The following is a 22,115-nucleotide window of genomic DNA, read 5'->3' on the forward strand; positions in this document are numbered from 1 at the left end:
TTGCCCGGCGGCGCGCTGGAAGTGGTCCGGCCGCGGTCAGGCGAGCGGGGTGTAGGTGCGGACGTCCTCCTTCACCGCCGCCCAGAGGCGGTTGAGGGGATGGCCGGCGTCGTAGCGCTCCAGGTCGGCGCGGCGGACGAAGGCGCCGGTCATCAGCTCGGCCTTGGGCTCCAGGTCGTCGTGGAGTCTGATGGCGCGGAGCGGGACGGCGTCGGGGTCGTCCTGGGCGGCCATGCCCCGGCCGATCGAACCGGTGACGATCATGCAGCCGCGGACGAACCCGGACCGCAGCAGCGACAGCCCGTAGTGGACGTCGTCGATGTCGGCGACGACGTTGAGCCGGTCGCGGAAGTTCGCCCCGTACCAGGTCGCCAGCAGGTCGGCGACCAGGCCGGCGGGCGGCACCACCAGCGGGACGCGGCCGAGCCCGCTGGTGTCGACGGGCGCGTCCGGCAGCTCGCCCTCCGGCAGGTTGGTCAGCAGCAGCGCCTGGCCCCGCGCGTACTCGATGACCTCGTACTCCTTCAGCCGCAGGTCGCCCTCGGGGGTGCTGACGATGCTGCCGCAGATCAGGTCGACCTGCCGGTTCTCCAGCCGCGACCACACGTCCTTGGTGCGGACGTGGGCGACCTTGAACTCCACCTCGCGCTGCCGGAACTCCTCCGAGACCCGGTTCCAGGCGCGGGAGACGATCGGCAGGGTGAACTCGGTGGTGCCGACGGTCAGCATCCGGCCGAGGCGGCGCCGGCTCAGATGAACGGATTCCAGCCATTTGTCGAACGTCATGCGCGCCAGTTCGACGGTGCTCTCACCCGTGGGCGTGAACAGGTAGTCCTTGCCGCGCCCCTGCCGGACGGTCAGCACCTCGCCGCAGAGGCCCTGGCTGTTGCGGTTCAGGATGTCGAGCTGCTTCTGGACGCTCGACTGCTCCCTCCCGAGGACGCGCGCGGCCCGCAGCGCGGACCCGGTCTCGTGCACCACCAGAAGGGTCCGCAGCTGGTCGAACGTCGTATCGAGCAGCCCGGACGGGCATTCCAGCAGCACGTCGAGGGTCACGGAGAGGGACATTACTACCTGTTTCGCCGTCCCGCGGAAATGGCCGAGCGGCCACCCGGGCGGGAACTGATGACATTTCCCGCTGAACTTATCTCAAGATGTTCTTGCAAACAACTGGACAGAGTTTTCTAACCTCTAGAACACTTTCTCCAGACCACGCCGCCGTCATCCGTCCCACCCGGACGGCGGCGTTCCCGGGCGTGCCCCGGCGGTGCCGGCCGCCGGGGCCGCCGCCCGGCGCCACCGACTCCCGCTCGCCGCGGCACTTCTCCGCCGCGGCGCCGGGACCGGACGCCGGCCCGTGCGCGGGGCCGCGCGCACGGGCCGGCCCGATCGTCCCGCCCGCGCCCACGGGGGCGCGCGGGCGGCCACGATCCGCCGGCCCTGGGCCGACACCCGGCGAAGGCGACCCCGCCAAGGTCGCGATACCTGGCGGGACCGGGGCACTGAATTCCCGACGAATCCGGGAAAGCCGAAGCTCCACCGATGAGTAAGCCACGGCCCGGAGGTCTACCAGGAGACCACCACCCCGCCACGGCCGCCGCACGGCCGACGACCACTCCGGGAGGGGGCACCATGCCCGGCCATGCGGAACACGCGTCAGGCCGGCCCGTGCCGCCCGCGCTCACAGGGGCGCGCGGGCGGGCCACGGCCGCCACCCGATCCCGCGCGCCGGGCCGGGCGACCCAAGCCAGGGCTCATGGCCTAGCAGACCGCCCCACCACGCCCCCCCTCACTCCCTCCGCCCCCGTCCACCGACGACGGAACACCCGGTCCCGGTGGGCTGCTCGCACACGGTGTCGTGAGCCACTCCCCCTGGGGCATGTCATGAGCGTTCGGACGGTCCTGCTCGGTCGACCGGCGGGTGGGGCGTGCGGTGAGCGCTTTGCGGAAGCAGGCGCAGGGACCGGTCGACCGGCTGAGGGGTGCGCGCGGTGAGCGGTCTGCGGGAGCTGGCGCAGGAGGCCGTCGACCGACTGGTGGGGGGCATGCGGTGACTGGTCTGCAGGAGCGGGTGCAGGGGGCCGTCGACCGGCTGGTGGGGGACGGCGGGGAGGTCGGGCTGCAGGTTTCGGTCGTCCAGCGTGGCCGGGTGGTCGCGGACGCGGCCGGAGGTGCGGCCGATCTCGGGCGGGGGCGCGCCGTCGCGCCGGACACGCTGTTCTACGCCGCCTCCGCCGCCAAGGGGGTGGCGTCGGCGGTGGCTCACGTGCTCGTGGAGCGCGGCGAACTCGCCTACGACATGAGGGCGGCGGACGTCTGGCCGGAGTTCGCGGCCCACGGCAAGGGCGGGGTGACGCTCCGCCACGTCCTGCTGCACACCGCTGGCGTTCCCGCGCCGCCGTACGACACCGCGGTCGAGGACCTGTGCGACTGGGACCGCATGTGCGCGATGCTGGCCGGGTCGCGGCCCTGGTGGGAGCCCGGCACTCGCTTCGGCTACCACGCGCAGACCTTCGGCTTCCTGCTCGGCGAGATCGTGCGGCGCGCCACGGGGCGCGGCCTCGCGTGGTGGCTCCGCGAAGCCGTCACCCGCCCGCTCGGCATCGAGGACGAGGTCCACTTCGGCGTACCCGAGGCCCTGCTGGGCCGGGTCGCGCGCCAGGAACCCGCGACCGGGCCGCCGCCCGGCCCGCCGGAGCCCGGATCGCCGCTCGACCGGGCGCTTCCGCCGGGCATCCGCCCCGACGCCGCCTACGCCAACCGGGCCGACGTGCTGCGCGCGGACATCCCCTCGGCCGGGACGATGACCGCCCGCGGGGCGGCCCGCCTCTACTCCGCCCTGCTGGGCCATGCCGACGGGGTCGACCTGGTCTCGCCGGCGCGGCTGGCCGAGATGGCGGCGTTGCAGTACGAGGGCAGGGACGAGGTCATGGGCATGTCCGCCACCTGGGCCTTCGGGTTCAGCGACTACCGGCCCGGCGGCGCGCGAGGCAGCGCCGGATCCGCCTCCGGCAGCGCCGGATCCGCCTTCGGCAGCGCCGGATCCGCCTTCGGCATGGTCGGCATGAACGGCTCGGCCGCGTACGCCGACATCGACTCCGGCGTCGCCGTGGCGGTGATGCGCAACCGCTTCGACGCGGACCTGACGGCCGCGTCGGAGATCGACCGCATCGTCGGCGACGCCTTCTCAGCATGAACCGATGGGAGAAATCATGAAGGATCCGATGGCCCGGCTCGACGAACGGTTCAGCGACCCCGGCGCCTCGCCGGTGCCGTGGGCGGCCGTCCGGGACGCCCTGGAATCGGCGCAGCTGTTCTGGATCACCACCGTCCGCACCGATGGGCGGCCGCACGTCACACCCCTCGTGGCCGTGTGGCTCGACGGTGCGCTCCACTTCTCCACGGGCGCCGAAGAGCAGAAGGCCCTGAATCTCGCCGGCAACCCCCAGGTGGCGCTGACCACCGGCTGCAACCGGTGGGACGAGGGACTCGACGTGATCGTCGAGGGTGCGGCCGAGCGCGTCACCGCGCGCGCCGACCTCGAACGGCTCGCCACCGCCTGGGCGGCCAAATGGGACGGCCAGTGGCGGTTCGAGGCGTCCGACAGCGGTTTCACCCATGCGGACGGGGGCGAGGCGCTCGTCTTCGCCGTCCACCCCGCGAAGATCCTCGCGTTCAGCAAGGGCACCTTCGCGCAGACCAGCTACACCGCGGCTGCTTCGTAGGGGCCGGGAGCACGGCTCCGCCGGTCAGTTGGGGATCGCCAGGGTCAGCGGCAGGACGGTTCCGGCGCCTGATTCCTTGAGGAGGCGGGTGGCCACGGTCATCGTCCAGCCGGACTCCACCCGGTCGTCCACGAGGAGGACGGGGACGGGGTTCTCGCGGAGTGCCGCGGCCAGGTCTTCGGGGACGGCCAGGGTGTGCCAGACGGACTGGAGGCGCTGGGCGCTGTTGTGGCGGCGCGGGACGGGATCGCCGAGGGGCGTGAGTTCGCCCAGGTAGGCCAGGCGGCCGATCTGGGCGATGCTCCGGCCGAACGTCGTCACGAGGCGGGGGCGGGAGCGGGAGCCGATCGTGACGACACCGGTGGGCCGGGCGGGCCAGTCCCAGGCGGCGAGGACCTTGACGACGGCGTCGACCAGGTCGGCGGGGACGTCGGTGTCGGGCGCGGCGAACAGGTCGCGGAGGCGGTTGCCCCAGCCGATGTCGGTGAGGCGGCCGAGGGCGCGGCCCGTCTCGGCCTGGAGGTCGGGTTTGATGCGGCCGGAGACGCCGAGGTCGTCCTTCACGCCGGTGGGCCACATGCGCCGGGGTGCGATGTCGACGCCGGGGCGGTGCAGGCGGTCGCGGGCCTGGGTGGTGCTCTCCCGGGTGACGTCGGTGGGCCAGTGGCGGCCCGTGCAGTTGTCGCAGCGGCCGCAGGGAGCGGCGCCGGGGTCGTCGAGCTGGCGGCGCAGGTACTCCTCGCGGCAGCCCCCGGTCGAGATGTAGTCGAGCATCGCCTGCTGTTCGCGGCGGCGCTCGGCGGTGACGCGCTCGTAGCGTTCGCGGTCGTAGGACCAGGGTTCGCCGGTGGCCGTCCAGCCGCCCTTGACGCGGCGGGCCGCGCCGTCCACGTCGAGGACCTTGAGCATCATCTCGAGCCGGGACCGGGTGAGGTCGACCATGGGTTCGAGGGCGCCGGTGGACAGCGGGCGGCCCGCCGTCTCCAGGACGTCGAGGGTGGCGCGGACGGTCTGCTCCGGCGGGAAGGCGAGGCTGGCGAAGTAGGCCCAGATGTCGCGGTCCTCCCGGCCGGGGAGCAGGATGACCTCGGCGCGCTCGACGCCGCGCCCGGCGCGCCCGATCTGCTGGTAGTAGGCGACGGGCGACTGCGGGGCGCCGACGTGGACGATGAAGCCGAGGTCGGGTTTGTCGAAGCCCATGCCGAGGGCGCTGGTGGCGACGAGGGCCTTGAGCTTGTTGTCCTGGAGGTCCTGCTCGGCCTGGAGGCGCTCGGCCTGCTCGGTCTGGCCGGAGTAGGCGGCGACCTCGTGGCCCCGGTCGCGCAGGTAGCCGGTGATCTCGTGGGCCGCGGCGACGGTGAGCGTGTAGATGATCCCGGAGCCAGGCAGGTCGGCGAGGTGCTCCTCCAGCCAGGCGATGCGCTGCTCGGCGGTGGGGAGCGCGACGACGGCGAGGTGCAGCGACTCGCGCTCCAGCGGGCCGCGCAGGACGAGGGCGTCGTCGCCGGCGAGCTGCTCGGCGACGTCCTGGGTGACGCGGGCGTTGGCGGTGGCGGTCGTGGCGAGCACCGGGACGCCGGGCGGCAGCTCGGCGAGCAGGGTGCGCAGCCGCCGGTAGTCGGGCCGGAAGTCGTGGCCCCAGTCGGAGATGCAGTGCGCCTCGTCGACGACGACCAGGCCGGCGCCGGCCGCGAGCTTGGGCAGGACGAGGTCGCGGAAGTCGGGGTTGTTGAGCCGTTCGGGGCTGACGAGCAGGACGTCGACCTCGCCGGCCTCCACCTCGTCGAAGATCTGGTCCCAGTCGCCGGTGTTGGACGAGTTGATCGTGCGGGCGTGGATGCCGGCCCGGTCGGCGGCCTCGATCTGGTTGCGCATCAGCGCCAGCAGCGGCGAGACGATCACGGTGGGGCCGGCGCCGCGCTCGCGGAGCAGCCGCGTCGCCACGAAGTAGACGGCGGACTTGCCCCAGCCGGTGCGCTGCACGACCAGGGCCCGGCGCCGCTCGACGACGAGCGCGCGGATCGCCGTCCACTGGTCGTCGCGGAGCCGCGCGTGGTCGCCGGCGAGTGCGCGCAGGCACCGCTCGGCATCGTCCCGGAGCCGGTCTGAAGTGCTCATGCGTCCTTGGTACCAGCGCCGCGGAGGACACCGCACCAGAATCGCGTTCTGTGGACAAGCCGGGTGGGAGCCGCGCATTTTGGATGACCGGGCCGCGGGTAGCCTGCCAGTCAAGATCGGTTACAAGGCGGGAAGGGGCACGAGCGGGGGGATGCGCGCGGCCGAACGCTTGCGACGGACATGGCATGTCCTGATGGACGTCTCGCCTCCCGAACCCCCGGAGGAGGAGCCCGGCGAGACCGTCGATCCGCTGGCGATCGACCTGGTCCTGCGCGTGGGCGAGCTGCTGCTGGCCAGTGGCGAGACCACCGAGCGCGTCAACGAGGCGATGCTCAGCCTGGCCGTGGCCTACGAACTGCCCCGCTGCGAGGTCCAGGTCACGCTGACGAGCCTTCTGGTCTCGGCCCATCCCGGCAAGGGCGGGGCGCCCATGACGGGGACGCGGGCCATCCGGCGCCGTACCCCGGCCTACTGGCGGCTGACCGCGCTGCACCAGCTCGTCCAGGACGCGTCCATCGGCATGTTGGAGCTGGACGACGCCCACAAGCGCCTCGCGGAGATAAAAAGGGGCCGCGCTCCCTATCCGGCCTGGCTCATGGTCGCGTCGCTGGGCCTCATCGCCGCGTCGGGCAGTGTGCTGTCCGGTGGCGGGCCCCTGGTGGCGTCCACCGCTTTCTTCGCCACGCTGCTCGGCGACCGCACCGCCGCCGCCCTGGCGCGGCGCGGCATCGCGGAGTTCTTCCAGCTGACGGTGGCCGCCGCGATCGGCGCCGCGGCCGCGGCCGTGGTGGTGGCCCTGGGCAACCCGGAGCACGCCGCCACGATCGTCACCGGGGCGATCCTGGCCCTGCTGCCGGGACGCCCGCTGGTCGCCAGCATCCAGGACGGCATCACCGGCGACCTGGTGAGCGCCGGGGCCCGGGTCCTGGAGGTGTTCTTCATGATCGCCGCGATCGTCGCGGGGCTCGGCGCGGTCGTCTACCTCGCGGTCAACATGAACGTGCCCATCGACGTCAAGCACCTGCCCACGGCGGCGGCGGAGCTGAGACCGGTCGCGGTCCTGGCCGCCGCCGCCATCTCGGTCACGTTCGCCATCTCCCTCGCCGCGCCGAGGGAGGTCCTCATGGCCGCGGGCGTGGGCGGAGGGCTGATCTGGGTGCTGTACGTCCTCGCGCGCGGGTGGGACGTCCCGCCCGTGCTGGCGGCGGCACTGGCGGCCATCGTCGTCGGTATCGCGGCGAACTGGCTGGCCCGCAGGAACAACCAGCCCGCCATGCCGTTCGTGGTCCCGGCCATCGGGCCCCTCCTGCCGGGGACGGCGCTCTACCGGGGCATGGTCGAGCTCAACACCGGCTCGCCGAACACGGGGGTGCTGAGCCTCATCGGGGCCATCTCCGTCGCGCTGGCGCTCGGAGCCGGCGTGAACCTGGGCGGCGAGCTCGTCCGGGCGTTCCAGCACGTCGGTCTCGGCGGGTCCGGACGCTGGGCGCGGCCGGCGGCGCGCCGCACCCGCGGCTTCTGATCTCCGCCCGCCGTTCTGTCGGTGGCGGAGGTTACGTTCGCCGCATGTACCGACAGGGAGACATCCTGATCCTGCCCGTACCGGAGGAGGCGGTCCCGCGGTCCGTCCGCGACCGGCCGCCGGCCCCGCGCGACGGCCGGGGGCGCATGGTGCTGGCGCTCGGCGAGGCGACCGGGCACGCGCACGCGCTGACCGCTCCCGGCGCGCTGCGGCGGGTGCCCGATCCGCTCGCACCGGACCATCTGCACCTGCCCTCGGGCGGGCGCCTCGTCCACGAGGAGCACGCGGCGATCACCCTGCCCAAGGGGTGGTACCGGGTGATCCGGCAGCGCGAGTACGTGCCCGGCGCCGTCCGCGTCGTGGCCGACTGAGGGGGCGGGATGCTCAGCGCGACGGTACGCGAGTCCCACTTCGTGGTCGGCGACTGGCAGTCGGCGGCGTTCGGCACCGGTCCCGCCGACCGGAGCCGGGCCGAGGCGGGCGTGGCCGCGGCCTACGCCGCCGCCGGCCTGGACGCCCCCGAACGGTTCGTGTGGGTGCCCTCCCCCGCGCGCGGCGCCGTCGCGGCGGCCGTGCTGGCGGGGCACGGCGACGTCCTCCGGGCGGCGGGGCTCGGCGGCCTGGTCGAGCGGGCCCGCGCCGACCTGGGCGAGGGAGCGGCGGGCGGGAGCGTCCTCGCGGACGTGCGCACCCGCCCCTGGGAGGCCGAACGTGCGGCGGCCTCCGCCGAACAGGGGCCGGAGCAGTGGCCGCGCACGTGGGCCGAGACCGGCGGCCTGCTCTGGGACCAGGTCCAGTCGCTGGTGACGCGGGTCCGCGCCGCCGTCGGCGAGCAGGCCCACGCCCGTCCGCCCGCCGCCGGGAGCCCGCTGCCCGCCCCGGAGCGGGAGCAGGCGGCGTCGCTGCTGCGCGCCGCGACGCTCGACGCGGTCCTGGGCCAGCACGACGCGCCGTGGCTGGCGCTGTTCGAGGCGGTCGGACGGCTGGACGGCCCGCTCGCCGGCGTCGCGGAGGTCGCCCGCTCGGCCGGCTGGTGGTGGCCCTACGAGCGGCTGGTGATCCTGTCGGAACGTCCCGGCGAGCTGCATCGGGACGAGCCCGGGCGCCTGCACCGGGGCGACGGCCCCGCCCTCGCCTACCCGGACGGATTCGCCCTGCACGCCTGGCGCGGCATGCCGATCCCGCCCGACTTCGTCTCCTCGCTGACCGGCCTCACGCCCGACCGCATCTCGTCCGAGGAGAACGCCGAGCTGCGGCGGGTCATGCTGGAGATCTTCGGATACGACCGGTACCTGGCCGAGACGGGCGCGCGTCCCCTGCACCGGGACGAGACCGGCGTCCTCTGGTGCATCGACCTGCCCGGCGACGAACCCGTGGTGATGGTCGAGGTGGTCAACTCCACGCCCGAACCCGACGGCACGCATCGCATCTACTATCTGCGCGTCCCGCCCGGCACCCGCACAGCGCGCGCGGGCGTCGCCTGGACGTTCGGTGTGGACGAGGCCGACTACCACCCCGAGAAGCAGACCTGAGCCCGCGGGCGCCCCTTGGTCGCACTTCCCCAGTCACCAAGGGGCGCCCGCCTCACGCGTCGCCGTCCGCGCCCAGGTGAGCTTGCCGCCGGCGCGGTGGAGCGCCGGCCCCGGGGCCGCTGCTGCGGCCTATGGGAGGCCGAGGAGGGCGGGGATCCGTTCCAGCACGCCGTTGGCGAAGGTCTCGTAGAGGCCCAACGGCTCCAGGTGGACGTAGCCGATGTGGCAGTCGCAGGTGTCGAGGGGGCAGGGGCGCGGGGCCAGCGCGTCGCGGAACGTGCCGTCGTAGAGGTTGCCCAGGACGGTCGGGACGAAGTGGCAGCGCCGGACGGTGCCGTCGCCGTCCACGGACACGACCGTCTGCCCCGTCCGGCAGGGGAGGCCGCGGCTGGCGTGGGGGCGGCGGCTGAGCGGGAAGAGCGGGTCGATGTCGGTCCACTGGGCCGCCTCCGCGTCGTCGTAGACGCGTCCCTCGGCGGCGTTGACCCAGAGGTAGGTGTCGGCGGGCAGGTCGGCGCGCAGCCGGCGGGCGGCGTCGAGGTGGCCCGGTTGCCCGACGATCCCGACGCTGTGGCGGACGCCGCGGTCCGTCAGGTCGCGGCACTTGCCCAGGAACCGCTCGTAGGGGACCTGCCCGGGGTGGTACGTCGCCCACAGCGCGAGCCGGGTGAGGTCGGCGTCGGCCGTCCAGGAGACGCGGTGGCTGAGGTTGGTCTGGATCGCGACCCGTTCCACATGGGGCAGGTGGCTCAGGGCGGTGAGGGCCTGCCGGTACCAGGAGCGCACCAGGCCCTCGCCCCACGGCGTGAACAGGACCGAGACCGGGTGGCCGCAGGCGGAGACCCATTCCGTGAAGCGTTCGAGCGCGGCGCGGTCGGCGCGGAGCTGGGCCGGGGTGTCGCGGCGCTTGGCGAAGGGGCAGTACGGGCAGTCGTAGTCGCAGCTGGAGAGCGGGCCCCGGTAGAGGATGGTGAGGTGGTCCATCAGCGGGCCTCGTAGGAGTCCATGAGCGCCTGGACGCTGGACGAGAACAGCGCGGGGCCGATGGCGTCGGAGTAGGCGAGACCTTCCGGCGTCAGCCGCACCGTGCCGTCCGTCGCGTCCAGCCATCCGCGGTCGCCGAACGATGCGAGATCGCCGGTGAAGTCGTCCAGCGGGTCGGCGCCGAAGCGCGCGCGGTAGGCGGCCCGGTCGACCCCGCCCGTCTGGAGGAGGGATTGGATCAGGTGGCGGCGGCGCTTCTCGTCGTCGTCCAGAGCGAAGCCGACACGGGCGGTCGTGAAGTCGGTCTCGCTCACGTAGGAGTCGATGATGGACCGCACCTGGCCGGCACCGACCGCGTACTCGAATGAGTAGTGCAGGCGGGACGTGTAGGAACGGGCCCCGCATCCCAGGCCGACCATGCCGTCGGTCTGGCAGCAGTACTCGGTGCCGGTGGCGGCGTCGCCGGGCAGGCGGAACATCCGCATCGACACCTGTTCGTAGCCCTCGGCCAAGAGGTGGTCACGCCCGATGCCGTAGAGGGTGAGGCGCTGGTCGTCCCAGTCTTGGGCACGGCGTCCCAGACCGGTCAGCGGCCGGACGTAGAGGGGGTACAGGTAGATCTCCTCCGGACGCCACGCGAGCGCGGCGTTCAGGGAGTGCAGCCATGTCGCCGGTGTCTGGCCGTCGATGCCGTAGATGAGGTCGATGTTGAGGGTCGGGAAGCCCACTGCCCTGATCCGGTCTAGCGCGGCCTCCACTTCGGCGCGTTTCTGGGGCCGCACGGCCGCGCGCGCCTCTTCGTCGATGAAGCTCTGCACGCCGATGGAGATCCGGGTGGTTCCGCGTTCGGCGAGCACGGTGAGCCGGTCGGTCGTCGCGGTGGCGGGGGACGTCTCCACGCCGAGGGGGATCGAGCCGAAGCCGCGGAACCGTCCGGCGATGTCGCAGAGGCGTTCCAGTTCAGGCGCCGTGAGGTAGGTCGGGGTGCCGCCGCCGAAGGCCGCCGTGGCGAAGGCGGCGCCGTCCAGGGCGTCCAGTACGGCGGTCGCCTGCCGGTCGAGCGCGTCCAGGTAGGCGCCGGTCAGTTCTTCGGGGGCGCCCGTGCGGGTGAAGAGGTTGCAGAAACCGCACCTCATCTCGCAGAAGGGCACATGGAGGTAGAGGAAGAGCGCGTCGAGCGACTCCGCCGTCCACACATCGCTCAGCTGGGGGGACGGGTCCAGCGGCCGGTAGGCGGTCTTGTGCGGGTACGCGTAGACGTATCCCTGGTAAGGCTTCACGTTAGAACGAACTCTCCGTACGGAACGGTCCAGACGGCCTCGTGGCCGATGCGGTGCCCGGTGTGGCCGTCCTCGCCGTAGGCCGTCCCGTGGTCGGAGCAGACGATGACGAAGCAGGGGCGGCGCATCGACGCGAACAGCCGGCCGATGTGGGCGTCGACATGGCGGAGGGCGGCGGCGTGGCTGGCGCGGGTGTCCCCGTCCTCCCGCGTGGCCCCGGGCAGATAGAACCAGTTGGGCTGGTGCAGGGACGCGACGTTCAGCAGCATGAACAGGCGCCGGTCGGCTGGGAGCCGCCCCGCGACCTCGGCGGCGCGGTCGATCTGGTTGGGCAGCGCCTCCGGGTCGGTCACGCCGAACGCGCGCTCCCAGTGGCTCTCGGCGAACAGGGACGGCAGCGCCGACCCGAGCGGCGTCAGCTTGTTGAAGAACCCGACGCCGCCCACGCAGACGGTGTGGTACCCGGCGGCCGCGAGCCCGGACGGCAGGTCGGCGGCGTCGAACGTCCACGTACCGGGCGCGGTCGTCTCGCTGCCGGGGAACGCCCCGGCGAAGAGCCGCGGGTGCGGCCCGGGGGACGCGGGCGTCGGCATGAACCCGGCCAGCATCGCGGCGTGCGCGGCGTAGGTGAAGCTGCCCGGCGTGTGGCGGCGCTCCCAGCGGCCTCCCGGCAGCAGCCCGGCGAGCGTGGGCGTCCCGCCGGACGCGGCCAGTTCGGCGGCCACGTCGTAGCGCAGCGTGTCGAGGGTCACCAGCAGCAGATCGTGGCTGCCGATGACGCGGTTCATGTCGCGCATGCGAGCGACCTGACCCGCGCGGCACACGACTCGGCCTGCGCGGCGTACGACCTGACCTGCGCGGCGTAGGTGTCGAGCCCCTCGGCGGGGCCGCCCGGAAAGCCGGTCAGCCCGGGAAGCAGGTCGCCGAAGGCGTTCACCTCGCACACCGCGAACCGTTTCATGCCCGCCCCCACGAGCAGGTCGACGCCGACCATCGGGCTGCCCGGGAAGCAGGCGGCGGCCCGCGCGCACACGTCGAGCGCCCGCCGCCATCCGTCCTCGCCGAGCGCGCGCCGCACCGCTCCCAGGTCTCCCCTGGCGCCGCCCAGGTGCAGGTTGGTCATCGGCGTGCGGCTCGTCCGGACGACCGCATGCGTGGGCTCGCCGCCGACCACGACGACGCGCAGGTCGAACACGCGTCCGCCGAGTGCGGCCTTGGGCAGCCACCGCTCCACATGCAGGCCGTCCGGCGCGAGCAGGCCGATCAGCGCCCCGACCTCCTGCTCGCTCCCGTAGGAGCGCACGCGCAGCGCGTTGAGCAGCCGGTCGCCCGCCATGAACGCCGAGGTCACGGCCCTCACCCGGCCCGGCGCGGTCTGCAGCGCGACGACCCCGGACGCGGACGAGCCGTGCGCCGGCTTGACGAACACCCGCCGCTCCCCCGTCTCGTCCATCCGCGAGCGGAGCGCCGCGTACCCGTCGATGTCCGGCAGGACGGCGGGGACGGGCACCCCGGCGGCCGACAGCCGGGCCTGCGACAGCCGCTTGTCGAACATGACGGCGATGTCGCCGATGTCGCAGAGCAGCCGCGCCCCGGCCGCCGTCGCCTCGCCGGACAGCCGCCGCAGCGCCGCCGTGAACGTCGCGTACCAGCGTGCGCCGCCGCCCACCCGGGCCGGTTCGCCGGGGCCGCGCAGCAGCGCGTCGGCCGCGCGGTCCTCCCCCGGCGAGTCGACGCGCACCAGATCGCCCGCCCGAAAGGGAAGCGGGACGCCGCGCAGCACGTCCGTCCAGGGGACGAGCCGCGGTCCGGGCAGGCCCGCGGACCGGCACGCCTCCGCGAACAGCCCGGGACGCCGGTCGCCGGGCGTCCCCACCACGACGAGGTTCATTCCGCGATCGCGATGCGGGAGCCGCAGGCGGCCTCGCCGGCGGCGGGAGGCGGGCCGCCCGCCGGCTCCCCGCCGAAGGCGTGGACGGGGAGACCGGCGAACGCCGGGAGGCGTTCCCCGATCATTCGGATACCGCGATGTAGTGCCAGTCGCCGTCCGGCTTCTCCTGGTCGTCCAGGTCGACCTCGACGCCGGGCAGCGCCGCCTTCACCCGCTCCACCATGGCGTCCGACAGGAAGTGGTGGTGCAGGTCCAGCTTGCGCAGGTGGGTGAGCGGCTGCCCGGCGAGCAGCGCCTCGGCGCCCCGGTCGGTGAGGACGCCCATCGCCAGGCTGAGCGATTCCAGCCGCGCGACGACGGGCGCGCCCGCCACGGCCGCGGCGATCTCGTCCTGGATCTCGCTGTCCTCCAGGCCGAGGTGGCGCAGCGCGGGCAGCCGCTCGCCGCTGAGGATCGGCGCGAGGTCGGCGACCGCCGCGTCGCCGCCGTAGTTGTCCTCGCCGAGCCACAGGTCGAGGTGCTCCAGGTTCGGCAGCTCGCTCGCCGCCACGGCCCGGACGATGGCGGCCGGCAGCCCGCCCGACTCGAACCGCAGCACCTTGAGCCGGTCGCTCTTGACCGGGTCGAGGACGAGGCCCTGCGCGCCGCGCACCTCGAACCGCTCCAGGTCGGGGAACGCGGCGAGCAGCGGCGAGACGTCGGAGTGCTCGATCCAGGAGATCTCCGACTCCTCGCCGGTGATGTCGCCGAGGAACAGGGCCCGCAGCTTGGGGAAGGACGCGGCGGCCTCGGTGAGCACCGCCGCCGGGTCGGCGGCGCCGCTGTCGTAGGACGCGCCCCAGTAGCCGATGATCAGCGCCGTGACCTCGGTGGTGTCGACCGTGCGCAGGAACCGCGCGAAGACGTCGCCGAACGGCTCCTCGTCGAAGGACGTCCCGACGAACCAGGCGGCCTCGGCCGCGGCCGGCAGCGCGTCGCCGCCGCGGCCGTCGTCCTCCTCGGTCACCTCCTCCACGTCCGTGTCCTCGTTGAATGTGGCCACCGGCAGGCCCGCATATTCGTCGAGGTGCTGGTAAATGCCCATGGTTCGTCCCCTTCGCGAGTTCGTCGGCACATGTCCTATCAGGACTGGCGGACAAACCGCGGCGGTTTCCGTCCGGACGGCTCCCCGCGCCGGGGGCGCGCCGCCGGGCGGCGACCGTGCGTCAGGAGGCGATCAGCACCGAACCCTTGTACTTGTCCTCGACGAACTTCTTCACCTCGGGGCCCTGCAGCAGCCCGACGAGCTTCTTCACGCGGGCGTCGTCCTTGTTCTCCGGCAGGGTGACGACGCCGTTGGCGTACGGGTTGCCCTCGGCCTTCTCGGCGGCGAGCGCGTCCTTGTTCGGCGCCAGCCCGGCCTCGATGGCGTAGTTGCCGTTGATGACCGCCAGGTCCACGTCCGCCAGCGAACGGGGCAGCTGCGCCGCCTTGACCGGCGTGAACTTCAGCCCCTTCGGGTTGCTCGCGATGTCGCGCGGGGTCGCGGTGGCCGGCGCGTCCGGCTTCAGGGTGAGCAGCCCGTTGGCGGCGAGGAGCTTCAGGGCGCGGCCCTCGTTGGCGGGGTCGTTCGGGACGGCGACCTCCGCGCCGCGCGGGACGTCCCGCAGGCTCTTCGCCTTCTTGGAGTAGACGCCGAGCGGCTCCAGGTGGACGGGCGCGACGAACGTCAGCTTCGTCCCCGCCTGCTTCTCGAACTCCTCCATGAACGGCACGTGCTGGAAGTAGTTCGCGGTGACCTGCTTCTCCGCCAGCGCCGTGTTCGGCTGCTGGTAGTCGCTGAACTCCACGATCTCGATCTTGAGGCCGGCCTCGGCCGCCAGATTGTCCTTGACGTAGGTCAGGATGTCGCCGTGGGGGACGGGGTTGACCGCGACCTTCAGCGGGGCGTCCGGATCGTCCGACGCCGCCGAGGAGCCGCAGGCGGTCAGTCCCGCGAGGAGACCGACGGAGGCCAGCGCGACAATGATCTTGCGAAGCACGACGAGTGCCTTTCTGTGGATCAGCGGTGGGTCAGCCGGCGGGCGACGAGGTCCCCCGCGGCCTGGATGAGCAGGACGAGGACGATGAGCAGCGCGACCGTGGCGACCATGACCTTGGTCTCGAACCGCTCGTAGCCGTAGACGACGGCGAGGTTGCCGAGCCCGCCGCCGCCGACCGTCCCCGCCATGGCCGTGTAGCCGATCAGCGCGATGACGGTGACGGTCAGCCCGGACACGAGGCCCGGCCGCGCCTCGCGCAGCAGGACCTTGCCGACGATCTCCCGGCGGGTGGCGCCCATCGCGTCCGCCGCGGCGAGCACGCCGGGGTCGACCTCGCGCAGCGCGATCTCGACGAGCCGCGCGTAGAAGGGAATGGCGCCGATCGTCAGCGGCACGATCGCGGCGGCGTTGCCGATGCTGGTGCCGACGACGATCCGGGTGAACGGGATGATCGCCACCATCAGGATCAGGAACGGCAGCGAGCGGCCCATGTCGACGACCACGCCGAGCGCCCGGTTGACCGGCGGCGCGGGCAGCAGCCCGCCGCGGCCGGTGACCACCAGCAGCACCCCGAGCGGCAGGCCGAGGACGACGGTGAACAGCGTGGCCACGCCCGTCATGTAGAGGGTGTCCACGGTGGCGGGCCACAGCAGCGGTGCGACTTCGTTCCAGGTCATCGGGCGTCCTCCCGGTTCTCGACGCCGGCGTCGTGGACATCGGCGTCGTGGACGTCTCGGGGGTTCCGGACGCCGCCGGGGTTCCGGACGTCGACGGCCAGCCCGGACTCGCGCAGGAACGCCAGCTGCGCCGCGTTCACCGCGGGGTCGCCGGGCAGTTCGAGCTGGAGCCGCCCGACGCGTTCGCCGCCGACCGTCTCCACGGCGCCGCCGAGGATGTTCACGTCCAGCGAGTACTTGCGGGCGAGCGCCGACACGAACGGCTCGTCGGTGGCGCCGCCGGTGAAGGTGACCTCGATGAGGGTCCACCCGTCGCGGGGCTCCGCCGGCGGCAGCGGGAACAGGTCGCGCGCCAGTTCCGAGCCCGGCCGGGCGAGCAGCCGCGTCACCGGCCCCGACTCGGTGAGGCGGCCGTCCCGCATGACCGCGGCCGAGTCGCAGATGCGCTTCACGACGTCCATCTCGTGGGTGATCAGCAGGATGGTGAGGCCGAGCCGCCGGTTCAGGTCGCGGAGCAGTTGCAGGATCGACGCGGTCGTCTCCGGGTCGAGGGCGGACGTCGCCTCGTCCGACAGCAGCACCTTCGGGCGCCCGGCGAGGGCGCGGGCGATGCCGACGCGCTGCTTCTGCCCGCCGGAGATCTGCGCCGGGTAGGCGCGTGCGTGCTCGCCGAGCCCGACCAGCTCCAGCAGTTCGGCGACGCGCCGGGCCCGCTCGGCGCGCGGGACGCCCATGACCTCCAGCGGGAACGCCACGTTCCCGGCGACCGTCCGGCTGCCGAGCAGGCCGAAGTGCTGGTGGATCATGCCGATGCCCTGGCGGGCCCGGCGCAGGCTCGCGCCGCGCAGCGCGAGCAGGTCCTGGCCGCCGACCGTGATGCGGCCCTCGTCCGGACGTTCCAGCAGGTTGACGCAGCGCAGCAGGGTGCTCTTGCCGGCGCCGCTGCGGCCGAGCACGCCGAAGACCTCGCCCTCGGCGACGGCCAGATCGACGCCGTCGACGGCGATGACCTCGCGGTCCCGGTCACGGTAGCTTTTTCGGAGTTTTTCGATCTGAATCACAGGGAATCACCCAGGCATGCGGGGGACGCCGCACGAGCGGCGACGGTCAGCGGAACAGCGGGGCGCAGCGGAACAGCGGGGCGCGCAGCGCGCGAGCGCCTAGGACAGGCCGGGCGGGAAGGGCGCGTGGCTCAGCAGATGGCGTTCGAAAGGCATGTGAGGCTCTGGGTCGTCGCGAACGGGCTCGCTTCGGGGGCGCGAGGCTAAGGCAGGGGCCCTCAGCGGTCACACATTCGCGGTCGACACGTACACCGCATGGCCCGCCGCGTCGGCGGGCGGTGCTCACGGCACGGGCGTACGGAGGACATGTCAGCAGTTAACCGGCTCCACACCAGTGACGCAAACCCAGCCGGTGTGACATTGATCGCTGCGCGTCACGGCGGCGGACGGGGACGGGGACGGGGACGGGGACGGGGACGGGGACGGGGACGGGGACGGGGACGGCGCGCCGGCCGGGTTCACGGTTCGTCGCGGTAGTCGACGTAGGTGGTGCCGGACCCGGTGTGCACGGAGATCGATCCTGGCGCGTGCGGGTCTATGACGGCCTGGTTCAGGTGGACGTCCCCGGAACCCGTCCCGGCCTGGACGGCGTAGTGCGAGCCCGGCGGCACAATGATCTTCGCGGCGCCCGAACCGGCGGACGCCTCCACCGTCCGCGGCGGCTCGGCGTAGCGGAGGTCGAGGGCGCCGGACGACACCCGCGCCCGCGTCTCCGGCGACGCCAGCCCCGTGCCGGTGATCGCACCCGACCGGGCCCGCAGCCGGAGCCTGCCGCGCGCGCCCGCGACGCCGATCCGGCCCGACCCGGTCCGCAGATCGAGGTCGCCCGTCAGCCCCCGGACGTCGATCTCCCCGGCCCCCGACACCGCCGACACGCGCGTGCCCGCCGGCACCCGGACGTCGATGTCGGCGCCGCAGCCGCCGCCGGGCAGCCCCGTCCCGCCGCAGCGGAAGGCGACGGACAGGACGCCGTCGACGAGCGACTCGGTGACGCCGGGTTCGCGCAGCCCCCACCGGAGGTCCTTGTAGACGCGCGCCTCGCCGTCCGGTCCGGGGCCGACCGAGACGGCGGCGCCCTCCATGTCGAGCCGCAGCTCCCTGATCGCGTGGTGGTAGGGCGTGACGGACGAGGAGGTCTGCCGGACGGCCCGTCCGAGCGCCGCCGGCAGCACGGGCGCCACCACGACCAGCGCGGTCGCGATCGCCAGCGCGATCCAGACGCCGCGCCGCCGGGGCCCGTCCGGACCCCGCCGCAGGGGCCCGTCCGGGGCGTGCCGCAGGGGCCCGTCCGGGCCGTGCCGCAGGGGCCCGTCCGGGCCGTCGGCGGTCACGTCTCGCCGTCCAGGAACCGCAGGACGGCGAGGACCCGGCGGTGGTCGCCCTCGGCGTGCGGCAGGTCGAGCTTGGCGAAGATGCCGTTGATGTGCTTGGCGACCGCGCTCTCGCTCACCACCAGCGCCGCCGCGATCCCCGCGTTCGAGCGGCCCTCCGCCATCACCGACAGGACCTCCCGCTCGCGCGGGGTGAGCCGGTCGAGCGGGTCGCGATGCCGGCGCAGCAGGAGCTGGGAGACGACCTCGGGGTCCAGGGCGGTACCGCCGGACGCGACGCGGCGCAGCGCCTCCAGGAAGACCGAGACGTCCGCGACGCGGTCCTTGAGCAGGTAGCCGACGCCGCTCGTGCTGGTCGACAGCAGGTCGGCGGCGTACCGCTCCTCGACGTACTGCGACAGCAGCAGGACCGCGACCTCCGGCGCCTCCCGCCGCATCACCAGCGCCGCGCGGACGCCCTCGTCGGTGAAGCCGGGCGGCATCCGGACGTCCACGATCGCCGCGTCGGGGCGGTGCTCGCGCACGGCGGCGAGCAGGCCCTCGGCCTCCCCGACGGCCGCCGCGACCTCGAACCCGGAGGTCTCCAGCAGCTTGATCAGCCCGGCCCGCAGCAGGACCGAGTCCTCGGCGATCACAACGCGCACGGCAGCTCCACGGTGACGGTCGTCGGGCCCCCGGCGGGGCTGGCGATCCGGAACGTACCGTCCACGGACCGGACGCGGCGCGCGAGCCCGGTCAGGCCCGTCCCGGCGGACGGGTCGGCGCCGCCCGCGCCGTCGTCGCGGACGGTCACCCGCAGCACGCCGCCGTCGCGGAGGACGGCGACGTCGACCTCGCGCGCCTTCGCGTGCCGGACGACGTTGGTCAGGGCCTCCGACACGACGAAGTAGGCGACGGCCTCGACCGTGGACGAGGCGCGCGGTTCCGCCTCGACCCGCAGCCGGACGGGCAGCGGCACCCGGGCGGCGACGCCGGACAGCGCGGCGTCCAGGCCGCGGTCCTCCAACACGGCCGGGTGCAGGCCGCGGACCAGCGTGCGCAGCTCGGCCAGCGCCTCCTTGGCCTCCTCGTGCGCCTCGGCGATCACCCGCATGGCCGCGTCCGGGACGCCGGTGAGCGTCTCGCGGGCGAGGCCCAGGTTCAGCGCGAGGGACACGAGCCGCTGCTGCGCCCCGTCGTGCAGGTCCCGCTCGATGCGGCGGCGCTCGATGTCGGCGGCGTCCACGACGCTGGCGCGCTTCTCGGCCAGGTCCTCGACGCGGCGCTCCAGTTCCTTCGCGCGGTCGGGGCCGAGCAGCGCGGCGGCGGCGCGGGCGTCCAGCCGCCGGACTCCCGCCGCGGCCCACGGCGCCGCCGCCAGCAGCAGGACGCCGGCCGCGGTGAGCGCGGCGACGTGCGACGGCCGGCCGGTCTGCGCGCCGGCCGGCAGGGCCCACGCGTACAGGCCCGACGTCACGAGGACGGAGCCCGCCGTCCACGTCAGGATCACGGTCACCCCGCCGAGCGCGAGGAGCGGCCCCGCGACCAGGTGGTACCGCAGGACCCGCCACAGGTCCGGCGAGCGGAGGTTGCGGAGCGGGTCCCACGGACGACCGTCGTCGAGGTCCGGCATGCGGGGGATGCGGAGGCCGAGCATCGCCCAGCACCGCTCCCGCTGCCAGGCCGTCAGCGGCCGCAGCGCGAGCAGCAGCAGGAGGATCGACGCCCCGGTGAGCATCAGGACCGGCGTCACGGCCACGGGTGTCCAGGCCGTCCAGAACGAGCCGAGGATCAGCCATCCGGCGAGTTGCAGCGGCACCCCGGAGGCGACGAACACCGTGTCGCGCCACGCCTCCGCCGACCACGGCGCGCGCACGCGGGCCCGGCGGGCCGCGGTGATCGATGCCATGGAGCAACCGTATTGCCGCATTTCGTCCGCCACCATGGACCAGGCCGGAGGCCCGGGGGTGAACCTAGTGCCACCCCGAGTCGGATAGCGGCGCTACTGACCGTGATGGACGCCGCGGCGAGGCTTTGATCACGCATCCGGAGCGGATGCGCCTCGATCGCCTCCACAGGAGTCCGCATGGTCATCACCGCGCCTCGCCGCCGCGGAGCCCCGTCGCGCGTCACGCCGGCCTCGCGGTCGTCGGCGGGCGTCCCGGTCGCGGTCAGGCCCCTGGCGGACTGCGCGCCTACCGGCCGCGGGCCCGTTCGGCGCCCGCCTCGCGGCGCCTTCGGTCCCGCCGTGCGGCGGGCGGCGGACCGGCGGTGGATCGGATGGGGGCTGGTCGGGGGCGCGGCGGCGCTGATGCCGTGGATGTGGGTGCTCGCGACCACCATGCCGTCCACCGCCACGGTCTCGAACTGGTCCACGGCCTGGGTGGGGCTGGACGCGATGGAGGCCGCCGCGCTGCTGGGCACGGGCGTGCTGCTCCTCCGCCGCGACCCCCGGTACGGGCTGGGCGCCGCCGCGGCCGGGGCGCTGCTGGCGGCGGACGCGTGGTTCGACGTGGCGACCGCCGCGCCGGGCGCCGGACGCGCCTCGGCGATCATGCTCGCGGCCGGGCTGGAACTTCCGCTGGCGGCCCTGTGCGCGACCCTGGCCGCGCGGCCGTTCACGCAGCGTGGAGCCGTGATCGACGATTGGGTGAACAGTGCTCGGCAAAGCCTTGACGGGAGTACGCCAGATGGGTGAAACCAGACGAGCCGGACCTCTAGAGTGAGTGCCACGTGAGGGCCCTCTCGCGAGAGGGCCCTTTCTCCTGCCTGCACGATCCAGAGGTCCCGACATGAACGACCACGAGGTGCACGAGGAGTGCATGCGGCTCCTCCGGGACGGCCTTCCCGTCCCCGCTCCCGCCGCCTTCCAGGATGGACGGGACTTCCTTCCCCTCGGCCTCGATATGGACGGCGACGTCGCCGTCGTCACGTTCCTCCACCAGTGGGGCGACGCGTCCGCGTTCATCGAGGGCTGGACCTTCCACCGCCGCGACGGCGAGTGGCGGGAGCTGGGCGGCGCCGGAGGGTCGGCGCCCGCCGAGCCGCTCGCGCGCCGCTCGTCCGGGGAGATGGGCCGCCACCTGCTGAAGTACGGGTCGGGCCGGACGGTCCGCAACTCCAACCGGCTGCTGCCGTGGGGCGCCAAGTGGGTGAACGAGGCGCGGCTCCGGGCCTCGGCGGAGGTGGCGCGGGTCCGGGTCGGCAACCGGATCCTGGACGTCCCCGAGCACGGGCACGTCGTCGTCGTGTGGGGCGCCCGCCGGGGGCCGGTCGTGGAGGCGCTCGCCGGCGACGGCTCCGTGCTGGACGCCATGGACCTCGACCACCCGGCCGTCCCCGCCCGCCCGCAGGGAGCCGATATTTGACCGTTCGTTCCTGAAAGGGTTATCGTCCCGATCATGGCACGGACCAAGGAGTTCGACCCCGACGCCGCTCTCGGGCGCGCACTCGACCTGTTCTGGGAGCGCGGGTACGAGGCGACCTCCATGGCCGACCTCGTCGACCATCTCGGCATCGCCCGCGCGAGCATCTACGGGACGTTCGGCGGCAAGCGCGAGCTCTACCTGAAGGCGCTCGAACGCTACCTCCAGGACACCGATCCGAAGATCGCCGAGGCGCTGTCGCAGCCGGGGCCCGTCCTGCCGGCGGTGCGCGCGCTGATCGGGCGCTACACCGACGAGTCGGCCCGCGACCGGCCCCGACGCGGCTGCCTGGTGGTGAACACGGCGGTCGAGCTGGCCGCCCGCGACGCCGACGCCGCCCGGCTGGTCGAGGCGAGCTGGTCGTTCCTTGAGGCGTCCCTGACGTCGGCGCTCACCCGCGCGCGGGCGCAGGGCGAGCTGTCCCCTGGCAAGGACCCGCGCGCCCTGGCCCGGCTGCTGCTCGTCCTCCTCCAGGGCATGCGGGTCCTCGGCCGCGCCCCGGCCGACGACGGCCGCCTCCGGGACGCGGCGCGCGAGGCGCTGTCCCTCCTCGACTGATCGCTGTTCCC

22 protein-coding genes are annotated in these 22,115 nt (G+C 73.8%); 8 read left to right on the plus strand and 14 right to left on the minus strand.

All coding sequences use genetic code 11. The features are described from left to right. Positions 1-36 precede the first annotated feature (36 nt). Entirely contained in the window at positions 37-1,056 is a 1,020-nt protein-coding gene (locus tag ACA511_RS37380) for a LysR family transcriptional regulator (protein ID WP_375029456.1), read from the minus strand. 994 nt (positions 1,057-2,050) lie between these two features. Between ACA511_RS37380 and ACA511_RS37385 the strand changes: the two genes are divergently transcribed. Together ACA511_RS37385 and ACA511_RS37390 are read left to right on the plus strand one after the other, a co-directional pair. Continuing rightward, on the plus strand, positions 2,051-3,196 hold the full coding sequence (locus ACA511_RS37385) for a serine hydrolase domain-containing protein (protein ID WP_375029457.1): 1,146 nt from the start codon (positions 2,051-2,053) through the stop codon (positions 3,194-3,196). 16 nt (positions 3,197-3,212) lie between these two features. Beyond that, positions 3,213-3,725, plus strand: a complete 513-nt coding sequence (locus tag ACA511_RS37390) for a pyridoxamine 5'-phosphate oxidase family protein (protein ID WP_375029458.1) — start codon at positions 3,213-3,215, stop codon at positions 3,723-3,725. A 24-nt stretch (positions 3,726-3,749) separates the two neighbouring features. Here ACA511_RS37390 and ACA511_RS37395 read toward each other — a convergent pair whose 3' ends face one another. Next, complete coding sequence (locus ACA511_RS37395) at positions 3,750-5,843, minus strand: RecQ family ATP-dependent DNA helicase (protein ID WP_375029459.1); 2,094 nt, start codon at positions 5,841-5,843, stop codon at positions 3,750-3,752. 193 nt (positions 5,844-6,036) lie between these two features. Here ACA511_RS37395 and ACA511_RS37400 point away from each other — a divergent pair, with 193 nt between their 5' ends. From ACA511_RS37400 to ACA511_RS37410, 3 genes are read left to right on the plus strand one after another with little or no spacing between them, the layout of a single operon-like run. Then, on the plus strand, positions 6,037-7,365 hold the full coding sequence (locus ACA511_RS37400) for a threonine/serine exporter ThrE family protein (protein WP_375029460.1): 1,329 nt from the start codon (positions 6,037-6,039) through the stop codon (positions 7,363-7,365). A 44-nt stretch (positions 7,366-7,409) separates the two neighbouring features. Then, the gene (locus tag ACA511_RS37405) at positions 7,410-7,736 is read left to right on the plus strand and encodes a hypothetical protein (protein ID WP_375029461.1); all 327 of its coding nucleotides are present in this window, start codon (positions 7,410-7,412) and stop codon (positions 7,734-7,736) included. A 9-nt stretch (positions 7,737-7,745) separates the two neighbouring features. Then, complete coding sequence (locus tag ACA511_RS37410; protein ID WP_375029462.1) at positions 7,746-8,897, plus strand: DUF6745 domain-containing protein; 1,152 nt, start codon at positions 7,746-7,748, stop codon at positions 8,895-8,897. 129 nt (positions 8,898-9,026) lie between these two features. Here ACA511_RS37410 and ACA511_RS37415 read toward each other — a convergent pair whose 3' ends face one another. The 12 genes from ACA511_RS37415 to ACA511_RS37470 all read right to left on the minus strand — a co-directional run bounded on the left by ACA511_RS37415 (position 9,027) and on the right by ACA511_RS37470 (position 20,030). Then, a complete protein-coding gene (locus tag ACA511_RS37415; RefSeq protein WP_375029463.1) occupies positions 9,027-9,881 on the minus strand; it encodes an STM4011 family radical SAM protein in 855 nt (284 codons plus the stop codon). After that, positions 9,881-11,161, minus strand: a complete 1,281-nt coding sequence (locus tag ACA511_RS37420) for an STM4012 family radical SAM protein (RefSeq protein ID WP_375029464.1) — start codon at positions 11,159-11,161, stop codon at positions 9,881-9,883. The genes ACA511_RS37415 and ACA511_RS37420 overlap by 1 nt, the downstream gene beginning before the upstream one ends. Continuing rightward, positions 11,158-11,958 carry an STM4013/SEN3800 family hydrolase gene (locus ACA511_RS37425; RefSeq protein ID WP_375029465.1) on the minus strand — a complete coding sequence of 267 codons (801 nt, stop codon included), beginning with the start codon at positions 11,956-11,958 and terminating at the stop codon, positions 11,158-11,160. Before ACA511_RS37425 ends, ACA511_RS37420 begins: the two co-directional genes overlap by 4 nt. Further along, complete coding sequence (locus ACA511_RS37430; protein ID WP_375029466.1) at positions 11,946-13,052, minus strand: STM4014 family protein; 1,107 nt, start codon at positions 13,050-13,052, stop codon at positions 11,946-11,948. The genes ACA511_RS37425 and ACA511_RS37430 overlap by 13 nt, the downstream gene beginning before the upstream one ends. Beyond that, positions 13,049-13,177 carry a hypothetical protein gene (locus ACA511_RS37435; protein ID WP_375029467.1) on the minus strand — a complete coding sequence of 43 codons (129 nt, stop codon included), beginning with the start codon at positions 13,175-13,177 and terminating at the stop codon, positions 13,049-13,051. The genes ACA511_RS37430 and ACA511_RS37435 overlap by 4 nt, the downstream gene beginning before the upstream one ends. Then, positions 13,174-14,136 (minus strand): STM4015 family protein, encoded by a 963-nt coding sequence (locus ACA511_RS37440; RefSeq protein WP_375029468.1) that lies wholly within the window; start codon positions 14,134-14,136, stop codon positions 13,174-13,176. The genes ACA511_RS37435 and ACA511_RS37440 overlap by 4 nt, the downstream gene beginning before the upstream one ends. 121 nt (positions 14,137-14,257) lie before the next feature. Next, positions 14,258-15,073 (minus strand): MetQ/NlpA family ABC transporter substrate-binding protein, encoded by an 816-nt coding sequence (locus ACA511_RS37445; protein WP_375029469.1) that lies wholly within the window; start codon positions 15,071-15,073, stop codon positions 14,258-14,260. Positions 15,074-15,093: 20 nt separating this feature from the next. Beyond that, on the minus strand, positions 15,094-15,750 hold the full coding sequence (locus tag ACA511_RS37450; protein ID WP_375029470.1) for a methionine ABC transporter permease: 657 nt from the start codon (positions 15,748-15,750) through the stop codon (positions 15,094-15,096). Continuing rightward, positions 15,747-16,811 carry a methionine ABC transporter ATP-binding protein gene (locus tag ACA511_RS37455; protein ID WP_375029471.1) on the minus strand — a complete coding sequence of 355 codons (1,065 nt, stop codon included), beginning with the start codon at positions 16,809-16,811 and terminating at the stop codon, positions 15,747-15,749. Before ACA511_RS37455 ends, ACA511_RS37450 begins: the two co-directional genes overlap by 4 nt. Positions 16,812-17,269: 458 nt before the next feature. Then, positions 17,270-18,142 carry a DUF4097 family beta strand repeat-containing protein gene (locus ACA511_RS37460; RefSeq protein ID WP_375029472.1) on the minus strand — a complete coding sequence of 291 codons (873 nt, stop codon included), beginning with the start codon at positions 18,140-18,142 and terminating at the stop codon, positions 17,270-17,272. Continuing rightward, entirely contained in the window at positions 18,139-18,786 is a 648-nt protein-coding gene (locus ACA511_RS37465) for a response regulator (RefSeq protein WP_375029473.1), read from the minus strand. Before ACA511_RS37465 ends, ACA511_RS37460 begins: the two co-directional genes overlap by 4 nt. Continuing rightward, positions 18,774-20,030 (minus strand): histidine kinase, encoded by a 1,257-nt coding sequence (locus ACA511_RS37470; protein ID WP_375029474.1) that lies wholly within the window; start codon positions 20,028-20,030, stop codon positions 18,774-18,776. The genes ACA511_RS37465 and ACA511_RS37470 overlap by 13 nt, the downstream gene beginning before the upstream one ends. 339 nt (positions 20,031-20,369) lie before the next feature. Between ACA511_RS37470 and ACA511_RS37475 the strand changes: the two genes are divergently transcribed. The 3 genes from ACA511_RS37475 (at position 20,370) to ACA511_RS37485 (ending at position 22,104) form a co-directional block, all read left to right on the plus strand. Next, on the plus strand, positions 20,370-20,819 hold the full coding sequence (locus ACA511_RS37475) for a hypothetical protein (RefSeq protein ID WP_375029475.1): 450 nt from the start codon (positions 20,370-20,372) through the stop codon (positions 20,817-20,819). Positions 20,820-20,913: 94 nt separating this feature from the next. Further along, the gene (locus ACA511_RS37480) at positions 20,914-21,489 is read left to right on the plus strand and encodes a hypothetical protein (RefSeq protein ID WP_375029476.1); all 576 of its coding nucleotides are present in this window, start codon (positions 20,914-20,916) and stop codon (positions 21,487-21,489) included. A gap of 33 nt (positions 21,490-21,522) precedes the next feature. Further along, positions 21,523-22,104, plus strand: coding sequence for a TetR/AcrR family transcriptional regulator (locus tag ACA511_RS37485; RefSeq protein WP_375029477.1), 582 nt, complete (start codon positions 21,523-21,525; stop codon positions 22,102-22,104). Positions 22,105-22,115: the final 11 nt, after the last annotated feature.

The organism is Actinomadura sp. GTD37, assembly GCF_041951365.1.
Classification (GTDB): Bacteria; Actinomycetota; Actinomycetes; order Streptosporangiales; family Streptosporangiaceae; genus Spirillospora.

Excerpts from the sequence above, each read along its gene's own strand:
- ACA511_RS37450 (WP_375029470.1), bottom strand. The coding sequence starts at position 15,750 with ATGACCTGGAACGAAGTCGCACCGCTGCTGTGGCCCGCCACCGTGGAC.
- ACA511_RS37435 (WP_375029467.1), bottom strand. The coding sequence starts at position 13,177 with ATGATCGGGGAACGCCTCCCGGCGTTCGCCGGTCTCCCCGTCCACGCC.
- ACA511_RS37480 (WP_375029476.1), top strand. The coding sequence starts at position 20,914 with ATGAACGACCACGAGGTGCACGAGGAGTGCATGCGGCTCCTCCGGGAC.
- ACA511_RS37400 (WP_375029460.1), top strand. The coding sequence starts at position 6,037 with ATGGACGTCTCGCCTCCCGAACCCCCGGAGGAGGAGCCCGGCGAGACC.
- ACA511_RS37410 (WP_375029462.1), top strand. The coding sequence starts at position 7,746 with ATGCTCAGCGCGACGGTACGCGAGTCCCACTTCGTGGTCGGCGACTGG.
- ACA511_RS37405 (WP_375029461.1), top strand. The coding sequence starts at position 7,410 with ATGTACCGACAGGGAGACATCCTGATCCTGCCCGTACCGGAGGAGGCG.
- ACA511_RS37430 (WP_375029466.1), bottom strand. The coding sequence starts at position 13,052 with ATGAACCTCGTCGTGGTGGGGACGCCCGGCGACCGGCGTCCCGGGCTG.
- ACA511_RS37440 (WP_375029468.1), bottom strand. The coding sequence starts at position 14,136 with ATGGGCATTTACCAGCACCTCGACGAATATGCGGGCCTGCCGGTGGCC.
- ACA511_RS37415 (WP_375029463.1), bottom strand. The coding sequence starts at position 9,881 with ATGGACCACCTCACCATCCTCTACCGGGGCCCGCTCTCCAGCTGCGAC.
- ACA511_RS37425 (WP_375029465.1), bottom strand. The coding sequence starts at position 11,958 with ATGCGCGACATGAACCGCGTCATCGGCAGCCACGATCTGCTGCTGGTG.
- ACA511_RS37395 (WP_375029459.1), bottom strand. The coding sequence starts at position 5,843 with ATGAGCACTTCAGACCGGCTCCGGGACGATGCCGAGCGGTGCCTGCGC.
- ACA511_RS37485 (WP_375029477.1), top strand. The coding sequence starts at position 21,523 with ATGGCACGGACCAAGGAGTTCGACCCCGACGCCGCTCTCGGGCGCGCA.
- ACA511_RS37390 (WP_375029458.1), top strand. The coding sequence starts at position 3,213 with ATGAAGGATCCGATGGCCCGGCTCGACGAACGGTTCAGCGACCCCGGC.
- ACA511_RS37470 (WP_375029474.1), bottom strand. The coding sequence starts at position 20,030 with ATGGCATCGATCACCGCGGCCCGCCGGGCCCGCGTGCGCGCGCCGTGG.